This window comes from Aquirufa sp. A-Brett2-W8 (assembly GCF_054558755.1).
This window is the reverse complement of sequence record NZ_JBPXKS010000008.1, coordinates 49,845-71,561: the sequence shown is the minus strand read 5'-3', so window position 1 is coordinate 71,561 and position 21,717 is coordinate 49,845. Positions and strand designations below refer to the sequence as shown.

The window sequence follows — 21,717 nt, the reverse complement described above, 5'->3', positions numbered from 1 at the left end:
TGAGTCCGAAGGATTTATTTAACGAATTCATCCCCGAAGGGGATTCCTACTTTGGTCTTTGAACTTTGTTCTTTGTTCTTCGTATTTTAGAGCTTATAAATAAGTAAAAATGAAAGTAATTCAAGTCGTAGGGGCGCGTCCCAATTTCATGAAAGTAGCACCGCTACATCGAGCGATCCAAAAATTAGCTGGCTGGACATCCATGATTGTTCACACGGGTCAGCATTTTGACGCGAAAATGAGTGATGTATTTTTCACCCAATTGGAATTACCTAAACCGGATTTCTTCCTAGGAATTGGTGGAGGAAGCCACACGGAGGTAACGGCAAAAATCATGGTGGCCTTCGAAAAAATCGTGGAAGCGGAAAAACCAGATTTGGTTATTGTGGTGGGGGATGTTACGTCGACTTTGGCCTGTACCCTTGTTGCCATCAAAATGGGAATCAAAGTAGCTCACGTGGAGGCGGGTTTACGCAGCTTTGACCGTACGATGCCGGAGGAATTAAATCGTATTCTAACAGATAGCGTTGCTGATTACCTTTTCGTAACAGAAGAAAGTGGAATGCAGCATTTGAAAAATGAAGGCGTAGCAGATGAACGCGTTTTCTTCGCCGGTAATGTGATGATCGATTCACTTGTGCGCTACCAAGAAAAAGCAAAGACCACGACAATACTAGAAGACCTAGGACTACGGGCTTCGGACTCCGGAATATCGACTTCGGACTACATTGTCATGACCATGCACCGCCCTGCGAACGTGGATACGAAAGAAGGCCTTGAGTCTATTCTTGAATTGATCGAATTAAGCAGCAAAGACACGAAAATTATCTTTCCTATTCACCCGAGAACAAGGGCGCACATGGAGAAATTTGGCTTAGCGGAAAGACTTGATCAGGCGAAAAACTTGATTATGACGGAGCCTTTGGGCTATTTAGAATTCATTCAATTAATGTCAAATGCCACCGCGATATTAACAGATTCCGGTGGAATTCAAGAGGAGACCACCTACTTAGGTGTCCCTTGCTTAACCTTCCGCGATTCGACCGAACGACCGATTACGGTAACTTTAGGTACGAATCAATTATTATCTGATTTAGATCCTAAGAAAACCTATGCCGCGCTTCAGGAAATCTTAGCGGGCAAAGTGAAGAAGGGAAGTATTCCTCCGCTTTGGGATGGAAAGGCAGCCGAAAGAATTGCCGCACAACTAGCTGAACTATTCGCTTAATGTCCTTTAAAAAGCTCCATATCGTTCTTTTATCCTACCACGACAGCAATGGCGGGGCAGGAATTGCAGCGGGACGATTACAGGTAGCTTTGGAAAATGCGGGACATCAGGTGGATTATATTGTTCGAGAAAAAGCGAGTTCTTCAAATGCCACTAAATTCGGAAATGGGATTATTTCTTGGTTAAAATTCATTGCAGAACGCTTATTTTTTCTGCGATTCGAGAAAGACAAATCCATCCGCTTCCTGTTTAATCCGGGCGTTTTCGGAAGTGATATTTCTTCGCATCCCATCATAAAAAAGGCAGACATTGTGCATTTACATTGGGTGAATTTTGGCTTTTTATCTGTAGACGACATTGCTTCCTTAACCCGGTTGAATAAACCGATTTTTTGGACCCTGCACGATATGTGGGCCTTTACGGGCGGTTGTCACCATAGTGGAGATTGCGATCATTTTCAACAAAGTTGTGGTGATTGCAAATTCGTAAAAAATCCGAATCCGAATGACTTTTCGCACCGGATGTGGGAAGCGAAAAAGCAAGGATTCGCTTCGAAAAATCTACACATCATAACTTGCAGCGATTGGCTGGGGAATCGAGCCAAACAAAGTAGCATTCTGGGGGATCATGACATCCAGACCATTCCGAATGCCATAGACACGGATTTCTTCTCGCCTACTGCCAACAGCTTAGGATTAGATTCGAGCAAAAAATATATTCTATTTGTAGCTATGCGCGTGAATGCCCCGGCGAAGGGATTTCATTTATTAAAAGAGGCGCTACAATTCATCGATTCCGCTACAACTGAATTATTACTTGTAGGTGGGGAAATGACAGAAGATTTACCACTTAGATCGCATAGTTTTGGGCAAGTGACTGACCCGGCCATAATGCGCGACATCTATGCCGCGGCAGATGTTTTTGTGACACCTTCTTTGGAAGAAAATCTACCTAATACCATTATGGAAGCGATGGCCTGCGGAACGGCCTGCGTCGGATTCGAAGTAGGCGGTATTCCAGAGATGATTGAGCACAAAAAAACAGGTTATGTGGCTCAGGCATTTGACCCAGCAGATTTGGCCAAAGGCATCAACTGGTGCCTAGAATCAACGACAGCAGGAGCAAAATCCAGAGAACGCGCCGTCAACTTATACAATCAAAAAATCATTGCTCAGCAACACCTCGCCTATTATGCCAAAGCTTAGTATCATCACGATCACCTACCAGGCAGAGGCCTACCTAGAACGAACATTTAAAAGTGTGTTCGAACAGGGCCTAGCGGATGAGATCGACTACATCGTAGTAGATGGGGCGTCAAAAGATCGAACTTTAGAAATAATTGAAGCATATAAATCAAAAATTAATCAATTCATTTCGGAGAAAGATAAGGGTATATACGATGCGATGAACAAAGGAATGCAATTAGCCAAAGGCGATTATATACTCTTTTTAAATGCAGGGGATACCTTTGCATCTCCAGACACCTTGAAAAACCTTTTACAAGAACTCGCAAAAAATCCAGATGTACTCTACGGCGAAGCGGTTTTTGTGAATAACGAAGGTCGGCACTTAGGCTTACGTAGCGAGGTGACACCTCATCGTTTACCAGTTAATTTAACGTGGTGTGATTTCAAATTTGGTATGTTGGTTTGCCATCAAGCCTTTATTGCTAAACGAAGTATTTCGCCGCTTTTTGACCTACAATACAAACTCAGTTCAGACATCGACTGGGAAATCAAGGTATTGAAAAAAAGTAGTTCCATTATTAAATCCGAAACTCCTATTTGCAATTATTTGATGGGAGGAGCATCCGTTCAGAATTTAAAACGATCCTGGAAAGAGCGATACCTAGTATTGAAATCTCATTTTGGAGGAGTGGCTAACCTGCTTAATCATGTCAACATTATTTCAAGGGGCGTGATTTTTGCCTTGAAAAATCAGGGGAAGTATTGGTAAATCAGCTATATTTGTCTCTATGAGATTTTCGATTGCGCTTCTTTTTTTATTTATCTCCACTGGAATTTTTGGTCAAAAATTTCGTTTCAACTCCAGCATCGGAGCATCTCATTTCATTTGGCATGAATCACAAATGACAGTAGATTTAGCCGCAGAAATCTCCTTTCAAAATCCGAACAAAAATCGCCGTACTTTCATCGCCTTAAAGACCTTAGGGAATGTCATGGGTAGTTCAGTGGATCGAAGTAAATATCAATTTATCGACCCACCGTTAAATAACTTCAACCAACCATTATCCCCTACAGAAAGCTTGAATTCGACCTATCGAGGTGGAGAGGCTGAAGTAGGTTTGCAATGGAATACATCACCTAAATTGAATAAAACAAGGTGGATTCCGAGTTTGAGTATTTATAGTAAATCGATCGGACGCAAGATAAGTTCAGGAAAAGCGGAGTTTATAGAGGAAGAGAAATATTCGCTACATGGAATTAGTGCAGGCATAGGTTTATATATTCCTGGCACAACAAATGTGTTGATCCAAGCTAAGGTTTTCGAACCTCTTTACCGAGAAGTCACTCTTTATGGTCGTTACATCGGTGTACCTTTCCAATCACTTATTACAGAAAACGACCTAGGCTACAAAGCAAAAATAGATCTAACTAAGGGTAAATTCGGCTTATCATTTAATGTAGAAGTACTCAACTTAGGAGCAGTCGCTAATCCAAAGTCAAAGTCGATTATAGCTTCTCAAACAATTATTCCTTCTACCTTATTTACCTATTTCTTCTAAGATGAAGAAACTGATACTACTCCTACTTTTGTATTTACCTGTTTTGGGCCAAAAGGATTCAACTACTCTATTAGACGAGGTAAAAGTCACTATTTTCGAACAAAAACGCAGTGCCTTAAATACACCAGATGCATTTGTGCGCAGTTTTGATTTGCAGCGCTTCAGTTCGACTCATTTCGTATCCGCTCTAAATTCTATGGCAGGTATCCGAATGGAAGAACGCTCTCCAGGCAGCTACCGTATCGCCATTCGAGGAAGTTCTTTGAGAGCCCCTTTTGGCGTTAGAAATACCAAAGTCTACTGGAATCAAATTCCCTTCACGGATGCAGGAAATAACACCTACATTTCACTGCTAGAACCTGCCCTATTTTCGTCCCTAACAGTCACAAAAGGTCCATCTGCCGGAATATATGGCGCTGGAACTGGAGGCGCTCTACTTTTTGAAAGTGCCCCACAAGGAAATAAAATTAGTGCGGAGAATGTCTACCACTCTTTAGGCGGACTGAAAACTGCGATCGATATCTCCTCTGAAAATCACCGGCTATATGCTTCATTTAACCAACAGGAAGGTTATCGAGCGCAATCTGCCATGAAAAAGCAATGGATTTCGTATGAATTTCACCACAGCTTTGCGAAGGATTTGAACATCGATCTGACGACCTATTATGTGGATTTAGCTTACCAAACACCAGGAGGCCTCACGAAAGCACAATTTCTAGCTAATCCAGAACAAGCCAGACCCGCAGCAGGTATTTTCAAAAGTGCACAACAACAAGGAGCCACATTCAAGATAAAAAGTTATGGATTGAGTGCAAAAGCCTCACAAGTGATAAATAAGCAATGGGCCTGGGACCTCGGTCAATCCTTGCAAGTGAACGATGTCGAAAACCCGACGATACGGAATTATGAAATCCGGAATGAACCCAATTATTCAACTAGAGGAGTCATCCATCGAAAAGGAATCATCAGTTCTGACCTCGGATTTGAATACCAAACTGGTCAGATGAATAGTTCCACCTTTGGCAATAGAAATGGAATAAGAGACACCTTGCAGCTAACTCAAAACACGCATGTGCAACAAGGAAGTCTATTTTTGCAAAACGAATATGCTGGTTTAACTAATTGGGTATTTACCTTCTCCAGCAGTTTGAGCAGCTATTGGACTGAATACATCGGAAACGAAGCCATCTTCTCTCCCCGTTTAGCCATTTTACGTAAATTAGGTAATCACCAAAGTATCGTCGCTAAAGTGGCGCATGGTTATTCCCCTCCTAGTATTTCGGAAATGCGTCCTTCGACCGGAATAATCAATAGGAATTTAAAGGCAGAGAAAGGTTGGAACCACGAAATAACCTACCTAGGGAAATATGCAAAGTTCAACTGGGATCTGAGTGTCTATCAGTTTAATTTAGACGAAACAATCGTCATAAGAAGAGCGGCGGACGGATCGGATTATTTCACGAATGCGGGTTCTACTACACAGCAAGGTTTGGAATTGAGTTCTACCTGGAAGGTAAGTCCCACCCTGACTTTAGAACAATCGCATACTTGGCAAAACTTCCGTTTTGCTAATGGAAACTTCTTGACAGGAACGACTCCTTACCAGCAAGCAACGACTTTGTTTTGGCGCCACCCCTCTGGTTTGAGTTTGATGCAAAACTTTCAATTCGTAGACTACCAATTCTTAAATGATACGAATGCGGAGAAAATGGGCTCTTATCGACTTTGGAATACAAAAATTAGCTATGAAAGAAAAAAATGGACTTTGTGGGCTACTGTAGATAATGTAGGCGATGAACGCTATTCATCCGGTCCAGATTTAAATGCCACCGGTGGTCGATTTTACAATCCATCTCCCGGAAGAAACTTCCATGTAGGCCTACAACTTAATTTAGCCTACTAGCATTCAGGCGCTCCATTAATTCACCTATATGTGAATCGCTCACAGCAATTTCAAAATTGCCTATCTTAATGCGCTGTTGTTTAATCGATTCGATCTTCTTCAAATTCACAATAAATGATTTGTGCACGCGCATAAAATCATGTGGCACCACTTTAGCTTCGACACTTTTCATTGTCTGTTTGGTCAAAATAGGATGGCGCTCCCCCTCCACAAAAATCTTCACATAATCCTTCAAACCTTCCACATAACTGATGGTAGGAATCGAAATCCGAACTAGCGAATATTCCACATTCGCGAAAAAGAAATCTTCCAGTGGTTCCTTCTGAATCACGGTCTTACCCATAAAAATATGGTAGGCCTTGTTCGAACTTAACATAAATCGATCTAAGCTAACAGGCTTCATTAAGTAGTCTACCGCATCCAGGTTATAACTTTCCACCGCATAATTTGCATAGGCCGTGACGAATATAACTAAAGGTTTTATGGCCAAAGAAGATAAAAATGACGTCCCTAAAATTCCGGGCATTTGGATATCTAAAAAGATCAAATCAACTTTTTCCTTCTGCAGCACCTCCATCGCCTCAAAAGCATTCGAACAAGATCCCACCAAATTCAAGAAAGGAATTTGCTTCACATTCTCTTCGATTAATTTACGGCCCATCACTTCGTCATCCACGACTAGGCAATTCATTTTTTCCATCTTATTTTAATTCTAACGTTAGATCCACAGAGAAATTCAATTCATCTTCCTTTATTTCCAAGGTGTGTTTATTCGGATAGAGTAATTCCAAACGCCGTTTCACATTTTTTAAACCAATGCCAGAACTCGGATCTTTAAAAACCTGCTCCTCTTTACCCTTTTTGTTCTTCACCTGAAAATGTAATCGTTGTTCATTCGATTCGAGTTGCACCTTGATAAAAGGCTTTTCCACCAGACCGACCCCGTGTTTCACCGCATTTTCTACAAAAGGGATTAATAACATAGGTTCGATCATCTGCCCCTGCCCATCGCCTTTGACTTGAAAATCAAAAGCAACATTACCGTCGAAACGCATTTTTTGAAGATCTATATAGTTTTCTAAGTACGCTAATTCATTCGTCAAGGGAACCATTGTTTGGTCCGAATCATACAACATATAGCGCATTAAAGAAGATAAACGCATGGTTACGTCCTCCGCCTGCTCAGAGGCTTTGGTCCGAATTAAATAGACAATGCTATTCAGGATATTGAAGATAAAATGCGGACTAATCTGCGAGCGCAAAAAGGATAATTCCGATTTCAATTGTTCATTTTTTTGTTCCTCCTTATTCGAATCCTGCTCTAAAAATTCTAACAACAAACCATAAGAGGACGCAATCGCAGACACCATGATTAATGGAAAAATCCCTAACATTTCCGGCGCTGTACCATGTTCATGTTCAAATTCCAAAAAGAAATGGTGAAATACCTCCTGAAAAAAGAAGAAGCCGACATTAGTAAAAATCAAAACGGCGAAAAATACCCAAATTCCTTTCTTCTTAAATACATAGGGAATCAATAACAGGGTTATCACATAGAATAAGGGCATCACCGTCATGAGCTCCACCCAAATATGCGCGGAAAACTCCGGATTCTGGTGAGGGTTGGGCGTATTATGCGTCTGGTGTACGGGACTTAGCAATGGCAAACCCACCCACATCCCCCAAAGGATCAGATTAAACAACACCTGAAAGGTGCGCTTCGTATTTTTATAATTCCCAGCCTGCCACATAGAAAATTGATTTTTACAAATCTAGATAAATATGCGCAATCCACGCTATGGCTTCATCGATAGAATCAGACCATTAATCTTCAAAATACGACCTTCTATCTAAATAGATTTTTTCAAACGTATTATATTGTATTTTCGTAAAAAAACACACAGATATGAACTATTCAATCCGCCTACTTGCATTTCTACTAATTGGATTCAATTCCTTTAGTCAAGAAACCTTAATCAAAATCAAGAAAGACACTTCTTCTTCCATGAAGACTCTTTTCAAACCGCACAAGCTGACATCTTTCGGCTTATCATTTCAATCTCAAGTGCTATTCGGCAAAGGAGGCCCTGAACGTGGGATGGGATTACAAGTTCATTTGAACAATAAATTATCCCTAGGTATTGCCTCCTTTAATTCGATGGATAGAAGAGATGATCGCAATGGAATGGCTCCTGAACCTCGTCAGCGCTTTAGTGCTTTGACGTTAGAGGCTACACCCATGGCAAACAAGGTTATCCATTTGAGCTTTCCGCTAGCGATTGGAAGAATTCAAGAGGACGGTCCACTAATGGCATATCCTGCCTATTTAAGTAGTATGATGATGCCTCAACCCGGTCCTGGAAGAGGAATGAATAGAAATGATAGGAGAGGACCTGGAACCTTAGGTATTCAACCAGGAATCAATTTAGAAGTAAATCTATTTAAATATGTCAAAGTATTTGGCGGTGCGAACTACCGCTTCGCTTTCGGTGAGGAAAAAACACCAGGCATGTCCAGAGCTGCAGGTACGCTGGGGGTGAAGGTGGGGGTTTTTGACAAAAAAGTGAAGAGATAAGAGAGTATAGAGTAGAGATTTAAAGCATAGAGCACAAAGAATAATGTATAGAGTTTGAATCCGCTGCGCGGATACGTATGTGAAATGTGCTTCACGAAATCATTAAAAAAGGGGATCGAATTGATCCCCTTTTTTAATACAAACTTTATTCTTTGTGCTTTATTCTTTATGCTTTAAAGAAGAGAGTGAAACTTCTAAGCATTTTGAAAAATATCGCGCAGCGCATTTTTAAAATGTTTAGAAGTTTCGCTCACCAGCCTCCCGTTTCCCTAACAACACCGCCCCCACCATCGCCACAAAGAACAAGATAGAAACAAGCTCAAAAGGCAATAGATATTCTGAATACAAAACTTTACCTAGGTTTTCGACCATACCTGTTTGGGAGTTGAAACCTTCTATTTTAGGTGACATGAAATTGTTTTGACGAACTAGAGCGATTAAAACCACTAAAAGGGAACCCGCTACTACGGAGCCTGCTAACTTCGTTAGGTTCGATTTAGACTCTGGTTGATTCTTGCGCAGATCAAACATCATGATCACGAACAGGAATAAAACCATGATCGCACCTGCGTAGACAATAATGTTTACTGCCATTAAGAACTGAGCATTTAACAGAACGTAATGACCTGAGATGCAGAAGAAAGTAAACACCAGGTAAAGAACCGAGTGAATCGGGTTCTTGGCTAAAACGACCATTAGGGCGCTAAGCAAGGTTAAACCTGAAAGAAAATACCAAATATTCGAAATCTCCATAATTATCTTATTTCCAGCCCTCGCGTAAATAGCGTTGGTCCATTTTTTCAACTAATTTATCTTTTCCGTAAATCACTTCATCGCGGCTACTGAAAACAGGAACCATTTGATCGTGACGCAAGAAAATGGCTTCTTTCGGGCAAGCCTCCTCGCAAAGACCGCAGAAGATGCAGCGAAGCATATTAACCTCGTATACTTTGGCATACTTCTCTTCTCTGTATAATTTCTCCTCCCCTTTCTTACGCTCCTCAGCAACCATCGAAATAGCCTCCGCAGGACAAGCCACCGCGCAAAGACCACAAGCCGTACAACGTTCTGCACCTTGCTCATCTTTCTTTAAGATGTGTAGACCACGGTAAATTGGGCCCAAATAACGCGTTTGCTCTGGGTAACGAATCGTCACCGGCTTTGAGAAAAAGTGCTTTAAAGTCGTCGCCATACCGCCTACAATCGCAGGAAGATACATACGTTCTGCTAAAGTCATTTCACCTTGCTCAACTACCTTCGTTCGGTCACTTAATTTCATATCGCTATGCTATTTTTTTCTTAACAAATAATTGATCGTACACCACGATTCCCGCGATGAAAACGACCACTCCACCGATTCCAATTAGAATCTGTTGGTCTAATAAAACACCCAAACCTGTTACCACGATATTAAACATGGCTAAGGGTATTAAGCCTGACCAGCCTAAGCCCATTAATTGATCATAACGGAAACGAGGTAATGTCCAGCGCACCCACATGAAGATAAATACGAAGGCCAAAGCCTTGCCAATCAGTACACCAAAGCCAATCAAATGCGCCGCTGTCTCACCTAATTGAGCCGTCACAAAATCAATGCCTGGATAATCATACCCGCCAAAATACAAGGTAGCCATCACCGCTCCCGAAATAAACATATTAATGTATTCCGCGAACAAATAGAAACCTAATTTCATCGAAGAGTACTCCGTATGATATCCCCCGATTAATTCGGTATCACACTCGGGTAAGTCAAAAGGTGTACGGTTACATTCCGCAAACGCACAAATCAAGAAGATAATAAAGCCCATAGGTTGATACAAGATGTTCCAGTGACCGTTTTGTTGTGCCTCTACAATTGCCTTCGTGGAAAGAGATCCTGTCATCATCAAAATCGCAATAATGGAAAGTCCCATCGCTAATTCATAAGAGATGTTTTGAGAGGCTGCACGAATCGCGCCTAACAAGGAATACTTGTTATTCGAAGCCCAACCACCGATCAAGACGCCATAAACACCTAGAGAAACAATACCGAACACCCATAGAATACCGATGTTCACATCGATTCCTTGTAAGTCAAAGGTCACACCAGAAATGGTTACTGTATCCCCGAAAGGAACCACCGCCGATGTCATCAAAGCCGTCAACATGGACAAACAAGGACCCATAATGAACAACCATTTGTTCGAGTTCGCCGGAATGAAATCCTCCTTCATGAACATCTTCACCGCATCCGCTAAAGGTTGCAAGATACCGAAAGGACCCGCACGATCTGGACCGATACGGTCTTGCATGAAAGCGGCGACCTTACGTTCGAAATAAGTCGAATAAGCCGCAATCCCCAGTGTAATCAGGAATATGATGCTGATGAAGGACGCTTTGGCAATAAAAACTGAATCAATTAATTCCATCTATTTCTTTTTAGCTACAGGTAAAGCAGGTTGAATGCCTACAAAACTACGGTCACGGTCATCATTAATCAGCTTATAATCACGAGCAGCTTGCAACACCGGGAAAGCAGGATTAATCAAATTAGCCCCATATTTATTCGCAGAGATCACCGAATGACGCGACACATTCGTCGGCCCTTCGATCACCCAATCCGCTGTTTTCTTCTTATCAAAACGGCAGCTATTGCAAATGAAATCAGAAACTTCGCCCCATATGTTCTTACGACCAGTCACGCGAATCACTTCCTCGCCTTTGTACCAGATTGTCGCCTTTCCAGAACATTTACTACACTCGCAATGCGCATCCACTGGTTTAGAGAACCAAACACGGCTCTTAAAACGATAGGTTTTGTCGGTTAATGCTCCCACCGGACATACATCAATGACGTTACCCGAGAAATCATTATCAATCGCCTTCTCGATATAGGTACTGATTTCTGCATGATCACCCCGGTTCATGACACCATGAACACGGCCATCTGTGATTTGGTCGGCGGTATACACACAACGGTAGCATAAAATGCAACGATTCATGTGTAACTGAATATTGGGCCCTAAATCCGTCGGCTCGAAGGTATTGCGCTCTTCCACAGTACGTGTCGAAGAAACACCATGCTCGAACGAGAAGTCTTGCAGATGACATTCTCCCGCTTGATCACAAACTGGGCAATCTAATGGGTGATTTAATAACAAGAATTCGACAATCCCCTTGCGAGTTTCGATCACATCCTCGTTCACCGTATTTTCCACAATCATCCCGTCTTGAACGGCAGTAATACAGGCTGGAACTAATTTAGGCATCGGGCGAGGGTCTTTTTCAGAACCCGCAGTCACCTTCACTAAACAAGCACGGCATTTTCCACCTGAACCCTTCAATGGCTCATAATAGCACATAGCTGGCGGAGCAATCTCAGGCCCGATCATGCGAGCTGCCTGCATGATGGTGGTTCCTGGTTCTACCTCAAGGGTGATATTATCTATCGTAACTTTCATATTCGTTAATTTCTGCCAAATTATTTAGCCCAACTAGCCCCCTTACGCATAAATACTGCGCCTGGTTTTGTGGCTAATTCAGGGTGTTCAATATGCCATTCGAACTCATCACGGAAGTGGCGAATCGCCGCAGCCACTGGCCAAGCCGCTGCATCCCCTAAAGGACAAATTGTATTTCCTTCAATTTTCTTTGCTACATCGACTAATAAATCGATGTCTTCTTTGCGACCTTGACCGTGCTCGATGCGGTTAATTACTTTATCCATCCAACCCGTTCCTTCCCGGCAAGGAGAACATTGTCCACAAGACTCATGGTGGTAGAACTTCGCAAATGTCAAGGTATTGTGTACGATACAAGCCGTCTCATCCATCACCACAAAACCTCCAGAACCTAACATCGTTCCGGATAAAAATCCTCCATCCGATAAAGATTCATACGTCATCAAACGTTTCTCCCCTGCCGCTGTGGTTAAGATTAACTCCGCTGGCAAAATAGGTACAGACGAACCACCGGCTACGACTGCTTTTAATTTATGTCCATCACGAATGCCGCCGCACCACTCCTCCGAATAGATGAATTCTTCTACGGTAATTCCCAATGGAATCTCATACACACCTGGTTTCTTAATGTGACCCGATGCCGATATTAATTTTGTTCCTGTACTGCGTCCTACACCGATCGCCGCATACGCATCACCACCGTTATTCACGATCCATGAAGTTGCAGCGATAGATTCTACGTTATTAACTACCGTAGGACATTGCCATAAGCCTTTTACGGCTGGGAATGGCGGTTTATTACGAGGATTTCCTCTTTTACCTTCCAAAGATTCTAATAAAGCCGTTTCTTCTCCGCAGATATACGCACCACCACCTGGTTGAACGAATAAATCTAAATCATAGCCTGAACCTAAAATGTTCTTGCCTAATAATCCTTTATCGTAGGCCTCTTGAATCGCTTTTTCTAAAATAGCAATCACATACATTAACTCGCCACGCACATAGATGTACGAGGTATTTGCTCCCAAGGCAAACGAAGAAACAATCATTCCTTCGATTAAGGTATGTGGGGATTTCCACATCAAATAGTGGTCCTTGAACGTACCAGGCTCTGATTCGTCTGCATTACACACTAAATAACGAGGCACTCCCTCTGGTTTAGCTAAGAATGACCACTTCATACCCATCGGAAAACCTGCGCCTCCGCGGCCACGAAGCCCTGACTTTTTCACCTCTTCGGTTACCTCGTCGGGAGTCATTTTCTTTAATGCTTTTTTGACCGCTGAATACCCCCCATGCTTCATGAACACGTCTATGGTGTCGATGTTAGGTACGTCTAAATGTTCGGTTAATATCTTCATCCTATGCCTTATTTGCTTAATTCATCTATAATTTCATCCACCTTTTCGTTCGTTAGGTGCATGTAATATTTTTCGCGGATTTGGAATACAGGACCCCAACCGCATGCGGCTAAACACTCGACTTCTTTGATAGTAAACTTGCCATCCTTCGTCGTTTCGCCCGTATTAATCTTCAAACGTTTCTTCAAGTGATCGTATACTTCCACGCCACCCATTAAACAACAAGGGCCTGTACGGCAATACTCAATCACGTTCTCTCCTACCGGCTCCAAGTGGAACATCGTGTAGAAAGACGCCACTTCGTAAACCTCGATGGAGCTGATGGACATCAGGGTTCCTACATAATCCATTACCTCTGGCGAGCACCATTTCCACTCAGCTTGCGCTAAATGAAGAATAGGCAAAATAGCCGACTTCTGCTTTCCTTCCGGATAGCGGGCGATAATTTTTTTCACTAATTCCAGCGTTTCTGCTGGGAAAACAATCTTGCTCATACCTTAAGTATCTAACTCTCCTGCAATTACGTTCATCGATGACATCGTTACGATCGCATCTGAAAGGGTGGTTCCCTTGATCATCTCTGGGAAAGCCTGGTAATATATAAATCCGGGACGACGGAATTTCAAACGGTAAGGAGTACGACCTCCATCAGAAACTAAGTGGAAACCTAATTCCCCGTTTCCGCCTTCTACCGAGTGATAAACCTCTCCCACTGGTGCATCAATCTCCCCCATCACAATTTTGAAGTGGTAGATCAAGGCCTCCATATTGTGGTAGACGTCTTGTTTGTCTGGCAAATAATAGTGTGGAGCGTCTGCGTGGTATGGGCCTTCTGGAAGGTTATCCAAGGCTTGCTGGATGATGCGCAAACTTTGCCACATCTCCTCTTCACGTACTAAGAAACGATCGTAGGTATCGCCTTTCGTTCCTACCGGAACATCAAATTCGAAATCTTCATAAGAAGAATACGGATTCAACGAACGCACATCGTAATCAACTCCCGCTGCACGTAAATTAGGACCTGTAAATCCGTAGTTTAACGCACGCTCTGCAGAAATTCCGCCTACATTTTGGGTACGATCCATGAAAATACGGTTACGCATCACCAAACCTTCGAATTCCTTCAAAGCCGCTGGAAGTTCTTTCAATATTTTTTTGATTTTCTCGATCGCTACCGGCGTAAAATCACGCTCCATACCGCCGAAACGACCCATATTTGTGGTTAGACGCGCACCGCACATCTCCTCATAAATCTCATAGATAAACTCTCTCCACTGGTACACGTACAAGAAACCTGTTAAGGCTCCGGTATCTACCGCTAAGATCGAATTACAAACGATATGGTCAGTTAGACGCGCTAATTCCATCATAATCACACGCATGTATTGCGCACGCTTCGGAACTTCGATACCTAATAATTTCTCTACCGTCATGTGCCAGCCCATATTATTAATAGGAGCTGAACAATAGTTCATGCGGTCTGTTAACGTGGTGATTTGGTAGAATGGACGACGTTCTGCGATTTTTTCAAAAGCACGGTGGATATAACCAACCGTTTGCTCCGCATCCACGATTGTTTCGCCATCCATCGTTAAGATGTTTTGGAAAATACCGTGAGTCGCCGGGTGTGTAGGACCTAAGTTTAAGGTAGATAGTTCATTCACATAAGGTCCCCCTTTTTGTGTTTTGTCTAAACCTACGTTAGGATTATTTACTAAAGCTATTTCAGACATGTCTATTTATTATCGTCCAAACAATTCATCAATCTTATCGTTACGCGTCGCATCCTCTAAAGGATATTCCTTCCGCATCGGATGGTAATCCATATCGTCCATATTTAAAATACGGATCAAATTAGGATGACCCTCGAAAATGATCCCATAAAAGTCAAACGCCTCGCGCTCCATCCAGTTCGCAGTCGCAAACAAATCCGTGATGGAAGGGAAATTAGGCGCTTCGATAGGCGCATAAGCCTTAATCCAAAGGCGTACGTTATTTTCCAAGCTATGCAAGTGATAAATAACACCCAATTCCTGGCCTTTTGCTTCTGGAAAATGTATCCCAGCTAAATCCGTTAAAAACTGAAACTTGAATACTGGATGCGCATACAAGAAGTGGATCATAGGCACGATATTTTCTACCGCCGTCGTCACCTGTAAAATGCCATGTGACTCCCCTATTCCATAAACACCGTCCTCGCCAAACTGCGCTTCAAGCGCTTCGATTATCTTTGCGTTCATATCTTATTCGATTCCGTAAGAAGCTAATAATGCCGTATACTCTGGCGTATTTCTCCTGCGTGTACTTTCTTTTTTCGCTAATTCTTGGATTTCCATAAAGCCATCCAATATTTGCTCCGGACGTGGCGGACAACCTGGCACATATACGTCCACTGGAATGATACGGTCAATACCTTGCAAGACAGAATAGGTATCAAAAATACCTCCTGAACAAGCACAAGCCCCTACAGATAATACCCAGCGAGGTTCGGCCATCTGTAAATACACTTGCTTTAAAACTGGCCCCATCTTCTTCGAAATCGTGCCCATCACCATTAAAACATCCGCTTGACGAGCTGAGAAACTTAAACGCTCTGCCCCAAAACGACCAATATCATAATGTGATGCCATCGTCGACATAAACTCAATACCACAGCAAGAAGTGGCGAAGGGTAATGGCCAAAGTGAATTAGCACGTGCTAATCCCACTAAACTATCCAATGACGTAGCGAAAAACCCTTGTCCTTCTACACCCTCCGGTGCTTCTACGATTTTTACAGATGACTCACTCATTATTTCTCCCACTTTAAAATTCCTTTTTTCAATACGTACAAAAAGCCCACTAAAAGCAAGCCCATGAATACAAGCATCTCGTAAAAACCATTCCACGACAATTGTTTGAAATTCACCGCCCATGGATACATAAAGACGATTTCTATATCGAATAGCACAAAAAGAATGGCTACTAGAAAATACTTAACTGAGATAGGAGTTCGGGCATCTCCGATCGATTCGATCCCACATTCAAAGGTATCATCTTTCTTTTGCGAATGTCTTTTAGGACCTAATGCGTGAGTAGCTAACATGGTAGCTACAATAAATGCCAAAGCAGCAGCAAGCTGAACAAAAATCGGAAGAAAATCCTGAGGTTGATAATTCATTACGAAGGCTTAAAATTCAAGACGCAATTTACTGCTAAAAATCTAAATCCGAGAGAAAAATTCAGAAAAGGATTGAATTATTTCAGAAATTTCGTGTAATTTTGTCCTGCAAATAAGGGTAACACACATCACCCTATTCAAATTATTTGCTATGCTTGATTCCAACAAATTTATTTTCGAAGCTTTAACCTACGACGACGTACTTTTACTTCCCGCTTATTCCGAGGTTTTACCCCGCGAAGTAAGCACCTCATCTCGTCTTACACGCAATATTTCGTTACATATTCCGATTGTTTCTGCCGCGATGGATACGGTGACGGAAGCTGCTTTAGCCATTGCACTAGCGCAGGAAGGTGGCATTGGAATCATTCACAAGAATATGACGATCGAGCAACAAGCAGCTCAGGTTCGTAAGGTAAAGCGTTCTGAATCAGGGATGATTATCGACCCAGTGACTTTGAAGGATAATTCCACATTAGGGGATGCGCAACGTATCATGAAGGAATTCAAGATCGGGGGTATTCCGGTGATCGATAATGAGGGGAAATTAGTGGGGATTTTGACGAACCGTGATTTACGTTTCCAAAAACAAACCACTCGTCCCGTGAAGGAGATCATGACGAAGGATAATTTGATTACGGCCAAAGAAGGAATCAGCATGGAAGAGGCCGAAAGCATTTTGCAAGAATACAAAATCGAAAAATTACCCATCATCGATAAGAATGGAAAATTAATCGGTTTGATTACTTATAAAGATATTTTGAAGCGCAAGTCACACCCTTTGGCATCGAAAGATCTCTTAGGTCGCCTTCGCGTAGGTGCCGCCGTAGGCGTGACCCCCGATTTACTCGATCGAGTTCAAGCTTTAGTTCAAGTAGGCGTAGACGTTATCAGTATTGATACAGCGCACGGTCACTCGAAAGGAGTGATTGAGGCATTAAAATCAGTCAAAAAAGCATTCCCTACATTGGATGTTATCGTAGGTAACATCGCCACCGGAGAAGCTGCTGTCGCCTTAGCGGAAGCAGGAGCCGATGCAGTGAAAGTAGGTGTAGGCCCAGGCAGTATTTGCACTACGCGTATTATCGCAGGTGTGGGTATGCCACAATTAACAGCGGTTTATGAAGCGGCCAAAGCTTTACAAAAATACGATGTCCCAGTAATCGCTGATGGAGGAATTCGTTATTCAGGAGATGTGGCAAAAGCCATCGCTGGCGGCGCTAGCACCGTAATGATCGGCTCTCTTTTAGCAGGAACAGACGAAGCACCAGGCGAAATGATCATTTTAGAAGGTCGTAAATTCAAATCATACCGCGGAATGGGTTCTTTAGAAGCCATGGAAGATGGATCGAAAGACCGCTACTTCCAAGACGCAGAAGACGATATCAAAAAACTAGTTCCGGAAGGAATCGTAGGTCGCGTACCGTTCAAAGGTTCAGTAACAGAGATTTTATACCAAATGGTCGGAGGCCTAAAAGCAGGTATGGGTTATTGCGGTGCATCTTCGATCGAAGTAATGCAACAAGCGAAATTCGTCAAAATCACTTCCGCCGGTGTGAAAGAAAGTCACCCACACGATGTGAGCATCTCGAAAGAAGCGCCTAATTATTCGGTATCCTAACAAATGAAAGCCTCCTGATCAGGAGGCTTTTTTTATGATTGATAGTTTTGAATCGTATCCACAAAACATTGAACCTTATCAGGATCAATGTCAGGATAGACTCCATGACCTAAGTTCGCAATATAACGCTGCGTCCCAAATTGACCAATCATCTTCTTCGTCTCCGCCTCTACCGTCTTAAAGTCACCATACAAAGCACAAGGATCTAAATTTCCTTGCAATGTTTTATTAGGCCCCACTAAGCGACGAGATTCTGCAATATCCATATTCCAATCCAAACCAATCGTTGCACAATTCAATGCAGCCATTTCTTCGCGAGCGAAGAATGCCCCTTTGGCAAAAAGCGTCACCGGAACCTCCGTCACCGCATCACAAATTTGCTTTAAATAAGGTGTCGAAAATACCGAGTACTGCGTCGGCGATAGAATGCCAGCCCAGGAATCGAAGATTTGGACTAAATTAGCTCCCGCCGCTACCTGCGCCTTCAAATAAGAAATCGTCGAATCCGTAATCTTTTGCAACAAAGCATGAGCCAATTCAGGCTCTGCATACAACATCTTTTTAGCCTGAGAAAAAGTCTTCGACCCTTTTCCCTCCACCATATAACAGAAAATCGTGAATGGCGCACCGGCAAACCCGATTAACGGAACCTTGCCAGCTAGCTCTTTCTTCACGATCTTAATCGCATCCAATACATATTTCAAATCCTCCTCCGGATTCGCATCGCGAATCTTCGCTAAATCCGCTTTCGACCGAATCACCTCCGGAAAAACCGGACCCTTCTGCTCCTCCATCACGTATGGCAAACCCATCGCCTCCGGCACCACTAAAATGTCCGAAAAGATAATCGCCGCATCCACCCCAAAACGCGTCACCGGCTGAATCGTCACCTCCGCAGCCATCTCTGGATGCGTCGCAAGTCCAATAAATGATCCCGCTTTCGCCCTTACAGCTCTATATTCAGGTAAAATTCTCCCCGCCTGACGCATCACCCAAACTGGGATTCGCTCCACAGGCAGACCCTGCGCAGCACGAAGAAGTAGATCGTTTTGTAGTTTTTCCATAAGCGTACAAAGGTAAGGGAAAAAGCGGGTTGAGGCAAGGGTAGACAGTAGTCAGTAGACAGTAGTCAGGGTTAAATGGGCAGGGAGATCGATAGCCGATAAAGCATTTTACCTATTTCATCAATCTGCTTGTAATAGTTTTTCATTTCTAGATTAGAAAAATAACCTAATTTATTTCCTAAAATTAACATTGATTTTACCTCACTGGATGAGCCTTTGGCAAAATATAAAAACCGATTAAAATCCTTATTGGAATTTCGTTCGAAACCTTCAGCTATATTATTCGAAATTGAAATAGATGCCCTTTTTAATTGATTCGTAAAACCAAAATCAGGATGTTTATCAAAGTGCTTATATAGCTGAACGGCTATTTCTATGGATTTTTGCCAAACTATTAATTCTTCAAATTTACAAACCTTCATGTCCCGATTGTTATAATGTTTGCCAAAAGAATAGTTTTACTACTAGTAGAACAAGAACCAAGCTGATAATTAAGAAAAATTATCACTATCTACTGGATACCGACTACTGACTACTGTCTACTGACTACTGATTACTTTTCCTTACCTTTGTCCCTCAACATCACCCGCCCCATGGCTCAGATTAACGCTAAATTCGTTACCAGTAATACTGACTTCAAGAATTGTCCTCCAGCACGATACCCGGAATTCGCCTTCATTGGCCGTTCTAATGTGGGAAAATCATCGTTGATTAATTCATTGACTTTTCATAAAGGTTTAGCGAAAACATCACAAACACCAGGTAAAACACAGTTGATTAATCATTTCATTATTGATGAAAAGTGGTTTTTAGTGGATTTGCCAGGTTATGGTTTTGCCAAAGTAAGCAAGGAAAAAAGGAAGGAATTTGAAAAGATGATCTTCGATTATTTGATACATCGGGAGAATTTAACCTGTTTATTTGTCCTGTTAGATATACGATTGAAGCCGCAGGCAGTGGATATTGAATTTATGAGCCGAATGGTGGAAGATGAAATTCCATTCTATATTGTGTTTACAAAGGCTGATAAAATATCCCAAAAGCAGGTGAATGAAAGCGTCGAAGTATATAAAAACTTCCTTTTAGATATGTGGGATGAGTTACCTCCTCTTTTTATCACGTCTGCTGAGAAACACGTGGGACGCGAAGATATTTTAAAGTCAATCGATGAATTAATTAAGACATCCCCTTACAGAATAGGGAAATAATACTAATTTTGCCCCCATAACAAGCTAAAAAACATGGATTTATTGAATGAAGTTGCCCATATCTCGGGAAAAAGTGGATTGTACAAAGTGCTAAAACCTACACGAACGGGAGTGATTGTAGAGACGTTAGATGCTGCAAAACATAAATCAGTGGTAGGTGGCCAAACACGTATTTCCGTGTTAAAAGACATCTCTTTGTACTTAGATGATCACCAAGATAGCACCTTACCTTTGGCAGATTTATTCTTACAAATCCATGCTAAATTCAATGGAAACTTACCCATAGAACCGAAGAAAGCAAGTGATGTTGAATTATTTAGCACCTTAGCTGAGGTGGTTTCTAACTACGATTCTGATCGCGTTTTCGCTTCAGATATCAAAAAAATCTTAAGCTGGTACCTGATTTTAGTGACTAATGCTCCGGAATTATTCCCAGCAACTGCGAAAGCTGAAAAGGCGCCTAAGGTAGAAAAAGTAGCTGCAGAAAAAGCAGTAAAAAAACCAGCCGCGAAGAAAGCCGCAAAATAAAACCATGCAAATTCGGCCCATCGAACCCGGAGATAATCAAGCACTGGCGAATATAATTCGGACAGCATTGGCGGAGTTTGGTGCTAATAAACCAGGTACGGTTTATTTTGATCCTACGACCGATGCTTTATTCGAACTATTCCGAACGCCGGGCTCTTATTTTTATGTGGCTATATTAAACGATAAAATAGTAGGAGGGTGCGGAATCTACCCTACGGATAATTTACCAGAAGGAACCTGCGAACTTGTAAAGCTATATGTTGCAAAAGAGGCCAGAGGAACGGGTTTAGGTAAAGAATTGATGGAAAAATCGATGATCTGGGCGAAGGAAAATAACTACACCCAAGTTTATTTAGAGTCCATGCCGGAATTAGCAAAAGCTGTTTCCATTTATGAAAAAGTGGGATTTAAACCACTGGATGGACCCTTAGGTAATAGCGGCCATTGCGGTTGTGATATTTGGATGCTGAAAGAAATCTAAAATAAAAAAGCCCTCGAATTTCTTCGAGGGCTTTTTTATTGTCTATTTAACTAGCGTAGTGAGTTGATAAATTTAGCTAATTTAACTGCATCCTCTTTAGGAACATTAGCCATCGGAGCCATTGGAGGATATCCGGGCCAGTTAGCTGGTTGAGGCTTTGCAATTAAAGCAACTATTTTGTCCACTGAATATTTCTTTTTAGCCACATCTTTATAAGCTGGGCCTACTAAACGAGCATCTACTTTGTGGCAAGCAGAGCACGCATATTTTGTCATTAAAGGTTTGATATCTGCCGGAAAATCTTCCGCTTTTGCTTGAAATCCAAAAGGCATTGTTCCGAATACAAAGGTTAAAATAAGTTTAGATATGTTTTTCATTGGAGGTAGTAGATTAATTATGTTA

At 42.1% G+C, this 21,717-nt stretch carries 25 protein-coding genes; 10 read left to right on the top strand and 15 right to left on the bottom strand.

Going from position 1 to position 21,717, the window contains the following annotated elements; genetic code table 11:
• The first annotated feature begins 109 nt into the window (after nucleotides 1-109).
• Genes wecB through ACST13_RS09045 form a run of 5 tightly spaced genes read left to right on the top strand, consistent with a single transcriptional unit; the run spans nucleotide 110 to nucleotide 5,877 of the window.
• The gene (gene wecB, locus ACST13_RS09065; protein ID WP_459522872.1) at nucleotides 110-1,228 is read left to right on the top strand and encodes a non-hydrolyzing UDP-N-acetylglucosamine 2-epimerase; all 1,119 of its coding nucleotides are present in this window, start codon (nucleotides 110-112) and stop codon (nucleotides 1,226-1,228) included.
• A complete protein-coding gene (locus tag ACST13_RS09060; protein WP_459522871.1) occupies nucleotides 1,228-2,433 on the top strand; it encodes a glycosyltransferase in 1,206 nt (401 codons plus the stop codon). The genes wecB and ACST13_RS09060 overlap by 1 nt, the downstream gene beginning before the upstream one ends.
• A complete protein-coding gene (locus tag ACST13_RS09055) occupies nucleotides 2,420-3,184 on the top strand; it encodes a glycosyltransferase family 2 protein (protein ID WP_459522870.1) in 765 nt (254 codons plus the stop codon). Before ACST13_RS09060 ends, ACST13_RS09055 begins: the two co-directional genes overlap by 14 nt.
• A gap of 19 nt (nucleotides 3,185-3,203) precedes the next feature.
• Nucleotides 3,204-3,974 (top strand): hypothetical protein, encoded by a 771-nt coding sequence (locus tag ACST13_RS09050; RefSeq protein ID WP_459522869.1) that lies wholly within the window; start codon nucleotides 3,204-3,206, stop codon nucleotides 3,972-3,974.
• Between the two features lies 1 nt (nucleotide 3,975).
• The gene (locus ACST13_RS09045; protein ID WP_459522868.1) at nucleotides 3,976-5,877 is read left to right on the top strand and encodes a TonB-dependent receptor; all 1,902 of its coding nucleotides are present in this window, start codon (nucleotides 3,976-3,978) and stop codon (nucleotides 5,875-5,877) included.
• On the opposite strand, the gene ACST13_RS09040 is transcribed toward ACST13_RS09045, so the two are convergent.
• Nucleotides 5,861-6,577 (bottom strand): LytR/AlgR family response regulator transcription factor, encoded by a 717-nt coding sequence (locus ACST13_RS09040; protein ID WP_459522867.1) that lies wholly within the window; start codon nucleotides 6,575-6,577, stop codon nucleotides 5,861-5,863. The two genes, ACST13_RS09045 and ACST13_RS09040, sit on opposite strands and share 17 nt — an antisense overlap.
• A 1-nt stretch (nucleotide 6,578) precedes the next feature.
• Nucleotides 6,579-7,628 carry a sensor histidine kinase gene (locus ACST13_RS09035; RefSeq protein WP_459522866.1) on the bottom strand — a complete coding sequence of 350 codons (1,050 nt, stop codon included), beginning with the start codon at nucleotides 7,626-7,628 and terminating at the stop codon, nucleotides 6,579-6,581.
• Between the two features lie 155 nt (nucleotides 7,629-7,783).
• Here ACST13_RS09035 and ACST13_RS09030 point away from each other — a divergent pair, with 155 nt between their 5' ends.
• Nucleotides 7,784-8,452, top strand: a complete 669-nt coding sequence (locus ACST13_RS09030) for a hypothetical protein (RefSeq protein WP_459522865.1) — start codon at nucleotides 7,784-7,786, stop codon at nucleotides 8,450-8,452.
• A 237-nt stretch (nucleotides 8,453-8,689) separates the two neighbouring features.
• Here ACST13_RS09030 and ACST13_RS09025 read toward each other — a convergent pair whose 3' ends face one another.
• The 10 genes from ACST13_RS09025 to ACST13_RS08980 are packed head-to-tail and all read right to left on the bottom strand — an operon-like array spanning nucleotide 8,690 to nucleotide 16,413.
• Entirely contained in the window at nucleotides 8,690-9,205 is a 516-nt protein-coding gene (locus ACST13_RS09025) for an NADH-quinone oxidoreductase subunit J family protein (protein WP_459522864.1), read from the bottom strand.
• A gap of 7 nt (nucleotides 9,206-9,212) precedes the next feature.
• Entirely contained in the window at nucleotides 9,213-9,731 is a 519-nt protein-coding gene (locus tag ACST13_RS09020; protein WP_459522863.1) for a NuoI/complex I 23 kDa subunit family protein, read from the bottom strand.
• A gap of 4 nt (nucleotides 9,732-9,735) precedes the next feature.
• Complete coding sequence (gene nuoH / locus ACST13_RS09015) at nucleotides 9,736-10,860, bottom strand: NADH-quinone oxidoreductase subunit NuoH (protein ID WP_459522862.1); 1,125 nt, start codon at nucleotides 10,858-10,860, stop codon at nucleotides 9,736-9,738.
• Nucleotides 10,861-11,892 carry an NADH-quinone oxidoreductase subunit G gene (locus ACST13_RS09010; RefSeq protein WP_459522861.1) on the bottom strand — a complete coding sequence of 344 codons (1,032 nt, stop codon included), beginning with the start codon at nucleotides 11,890-11,892 and terminating at the stop codon, nucleotides 10,861-10,863. It lies immediately after the preceding gene.
• 20 nt (nucleotides 11,893-11,912) lie between these two features.
• On the bottom strand, nucleotides 11,913-13,253 hold the full coding sequence (gene nuoF / locus ACST13_RS09005) for an NADH-quinone oxidoreductase subunit NuoF (RefSeq protein WP_459522860.1): 1,341 nt from the start codon (nucleotides 13,251-13,253) through the stop codon (nucleotides 11,913-11,915).
• 8 nt (nucleotides 13,254-13,261) lie between these two features.
• On the bottom strand, nucleotides 13,262-13,747 hold the full coding sequence (locus ACST13_RS09000; protein WP_459522859.1) for an NADH-quinone oxidoreductase subunit NuoE family protein: 486 nt from the start codon (nucleotides 13,745-13,747) through the stop codon (nucleotides 13,262-13,264).
• 3 nt (nucleotides 13,748-13,750) lie between these two features.
• On the bottom strand, nucleotides 13,751-14,986 hold the full coding sequence (locus ACST13_RS08995) for an NADH-quinone oxidoreductase subunit D (RefSeq protein ID WP_459522858.1): 1,236 nt from the start codon (nucleotides 14,984-14,986) through the stop codon (nucleotides 13,751-13,753).
• 9 nt (nucleotides 14,987-14,995) lie between these two features.
• Nucleotides 14,996-15,493: an NADH-quinone oxidoreductase subunit C gene (locus ACST13_RS08990; RefSeq protein ID WP_459522857.1), complete on the bottom strand. Its 498-nt coding sequence runs from the start codon at nucleotides 15,491-15,493 to the stop codon at nucleotides 14,996-14,998.
• Between the two features lie 3 nt (nucleotides 15,494-15,496).
• Nucleotides 15,497-16,045 (bottom strand): NADH-quinone oxidoreductase subunit B, encoded by a 549-nt coding sequence (locus tag ACST13_RS08985; RefSeq protein ID WP_459522856.1) that lies wholly within the window; start codon nucleotides 16,043-16,045, stop codon nucleotides 15,497-15,499.
• Complete coding sequence (locus ACST13_RS08980; RefSeq protein ID WP_459522855.1) at nucleotides 16,045-16,413, bottom strand: NADH-quinone oxidoreductase subunit A; 369 nt, start codon at nucleotides 16,411-16,413, stop codon at nucleotides 16,045-16,047. The genes ACST13_RS08985 and ACST13_RS08980 overlap by 1 nt, the downstream gene beginning before the upstream one ends.
• Before the next feature lie 151 nt (nucleotides 16,414-16,564).
• On the opposite strand from ACST13_RS08980, the gene guaB reads away from it, so the two are divergent.
• On the top strand, nucleotides 16,565-18,034 hold the full coding sequence (gene guaB / locus ACST13_RS08975) for an IMP dehydrogenase (protein WP_459522854.1): 1,470 nt from the start codon (nucleotides 16,565-16,567) through the stop codon (nucleotides 18,032-18,034).
• 32 nt (nucleotides 18,035-18,066) lie between these two features.
• On the opposite strand, the gene hemE is transcribed toward guaB, so the two are convergent.
• Together hemE and ACST13_RS08965 are read right to left on the bottom strand one after the other, a co-directional pair.
• Nucleotides 18,067-19,098, bottom strand: coding sequence for a uroporphyrinogen decarboxylase (gene hemE / locus ACST13_RS08970; protein ID WP_459522853.1), 1,032 nt, complete (start codon nucleotides 19,096-19,098; stop codon nucleotides 18,067-18,069).
• 71 nt (nucleotides 19,099-19,169) lie between these two features.
• A complete protein-coding gene (locus tag ACST13_RS08965) occupies nucleotides 19,170-19,520 on the bottom strand; it encodes a four helix bundle protein (RefSeq protein WP_459522852.1) in 351 nt (116 codons plus the stop codon).
• Between the two features lie 171 nt (nucleotides 19,521-19,691).
• Here ACST13_RS08965 and yihA point away from each other — a divergent pair, with 171 nt between their 5' ends.
• From yihA to ACST13_RS08950, 3 genes are read left to right on the top strand one after another with little or no spacing between them, the layout of a single operon-like run.
• On the top strand, nucleotides 19,692-20,306 hold the full coding sequence (yihA, locus tag ACST13_RS08960) for a ribosome biogenesis GTP-binding protein YihA/YsxC (RefSeq protein ID WP_459461889.1): 615 nt from the start codon (nucleotides 19,692-19,694) through the stop codon (nucleotides 20,304-20,306).
• 33 nt (nucleotides 20,307-20,339) lie between these two features.
• Nucleotides 20,340-20,834, top strand: a complete 495-nt coding sequence (locus tag ACST13_RS08955) for a DUF5606 family protein (protein WP_459522851.1) — start codon at nucleotides 20,340-20,342, stop codon at nucleotides 20,832-20,834.
• A gap of 4 nt (nucleotides 20,835-20,838) precedes the next feature.
• A complete protein-coding gene (locus tag ACST13_RS08950) occupies nucleotides 20,839-21,315 on the top strand; it encodes a GNAT family N-acetyltransferase (RefSeq protein ID WP_459522850.1) in 477 nt (158 codons plus the stop codon).
• Nucleotides 21,316-21,365: 50 nt separating this feature from the next.
• On the opposite strand, the gene ACST13_RS08945 is transcribed toward ACST13_RS08950, so the two are convergent.
• Entirely contained in the window at nucleotides 21,366-21,692 is a 327-nt protein-coding gene (locus tag ACST13_RS08945) for a c-type cytochrome (RefSeq protein WP_459522849.1), read from the bottom strand.
• Between the last annotated feature and the right edge of the window lie 25 nt (nucleotides 21,693-21,717).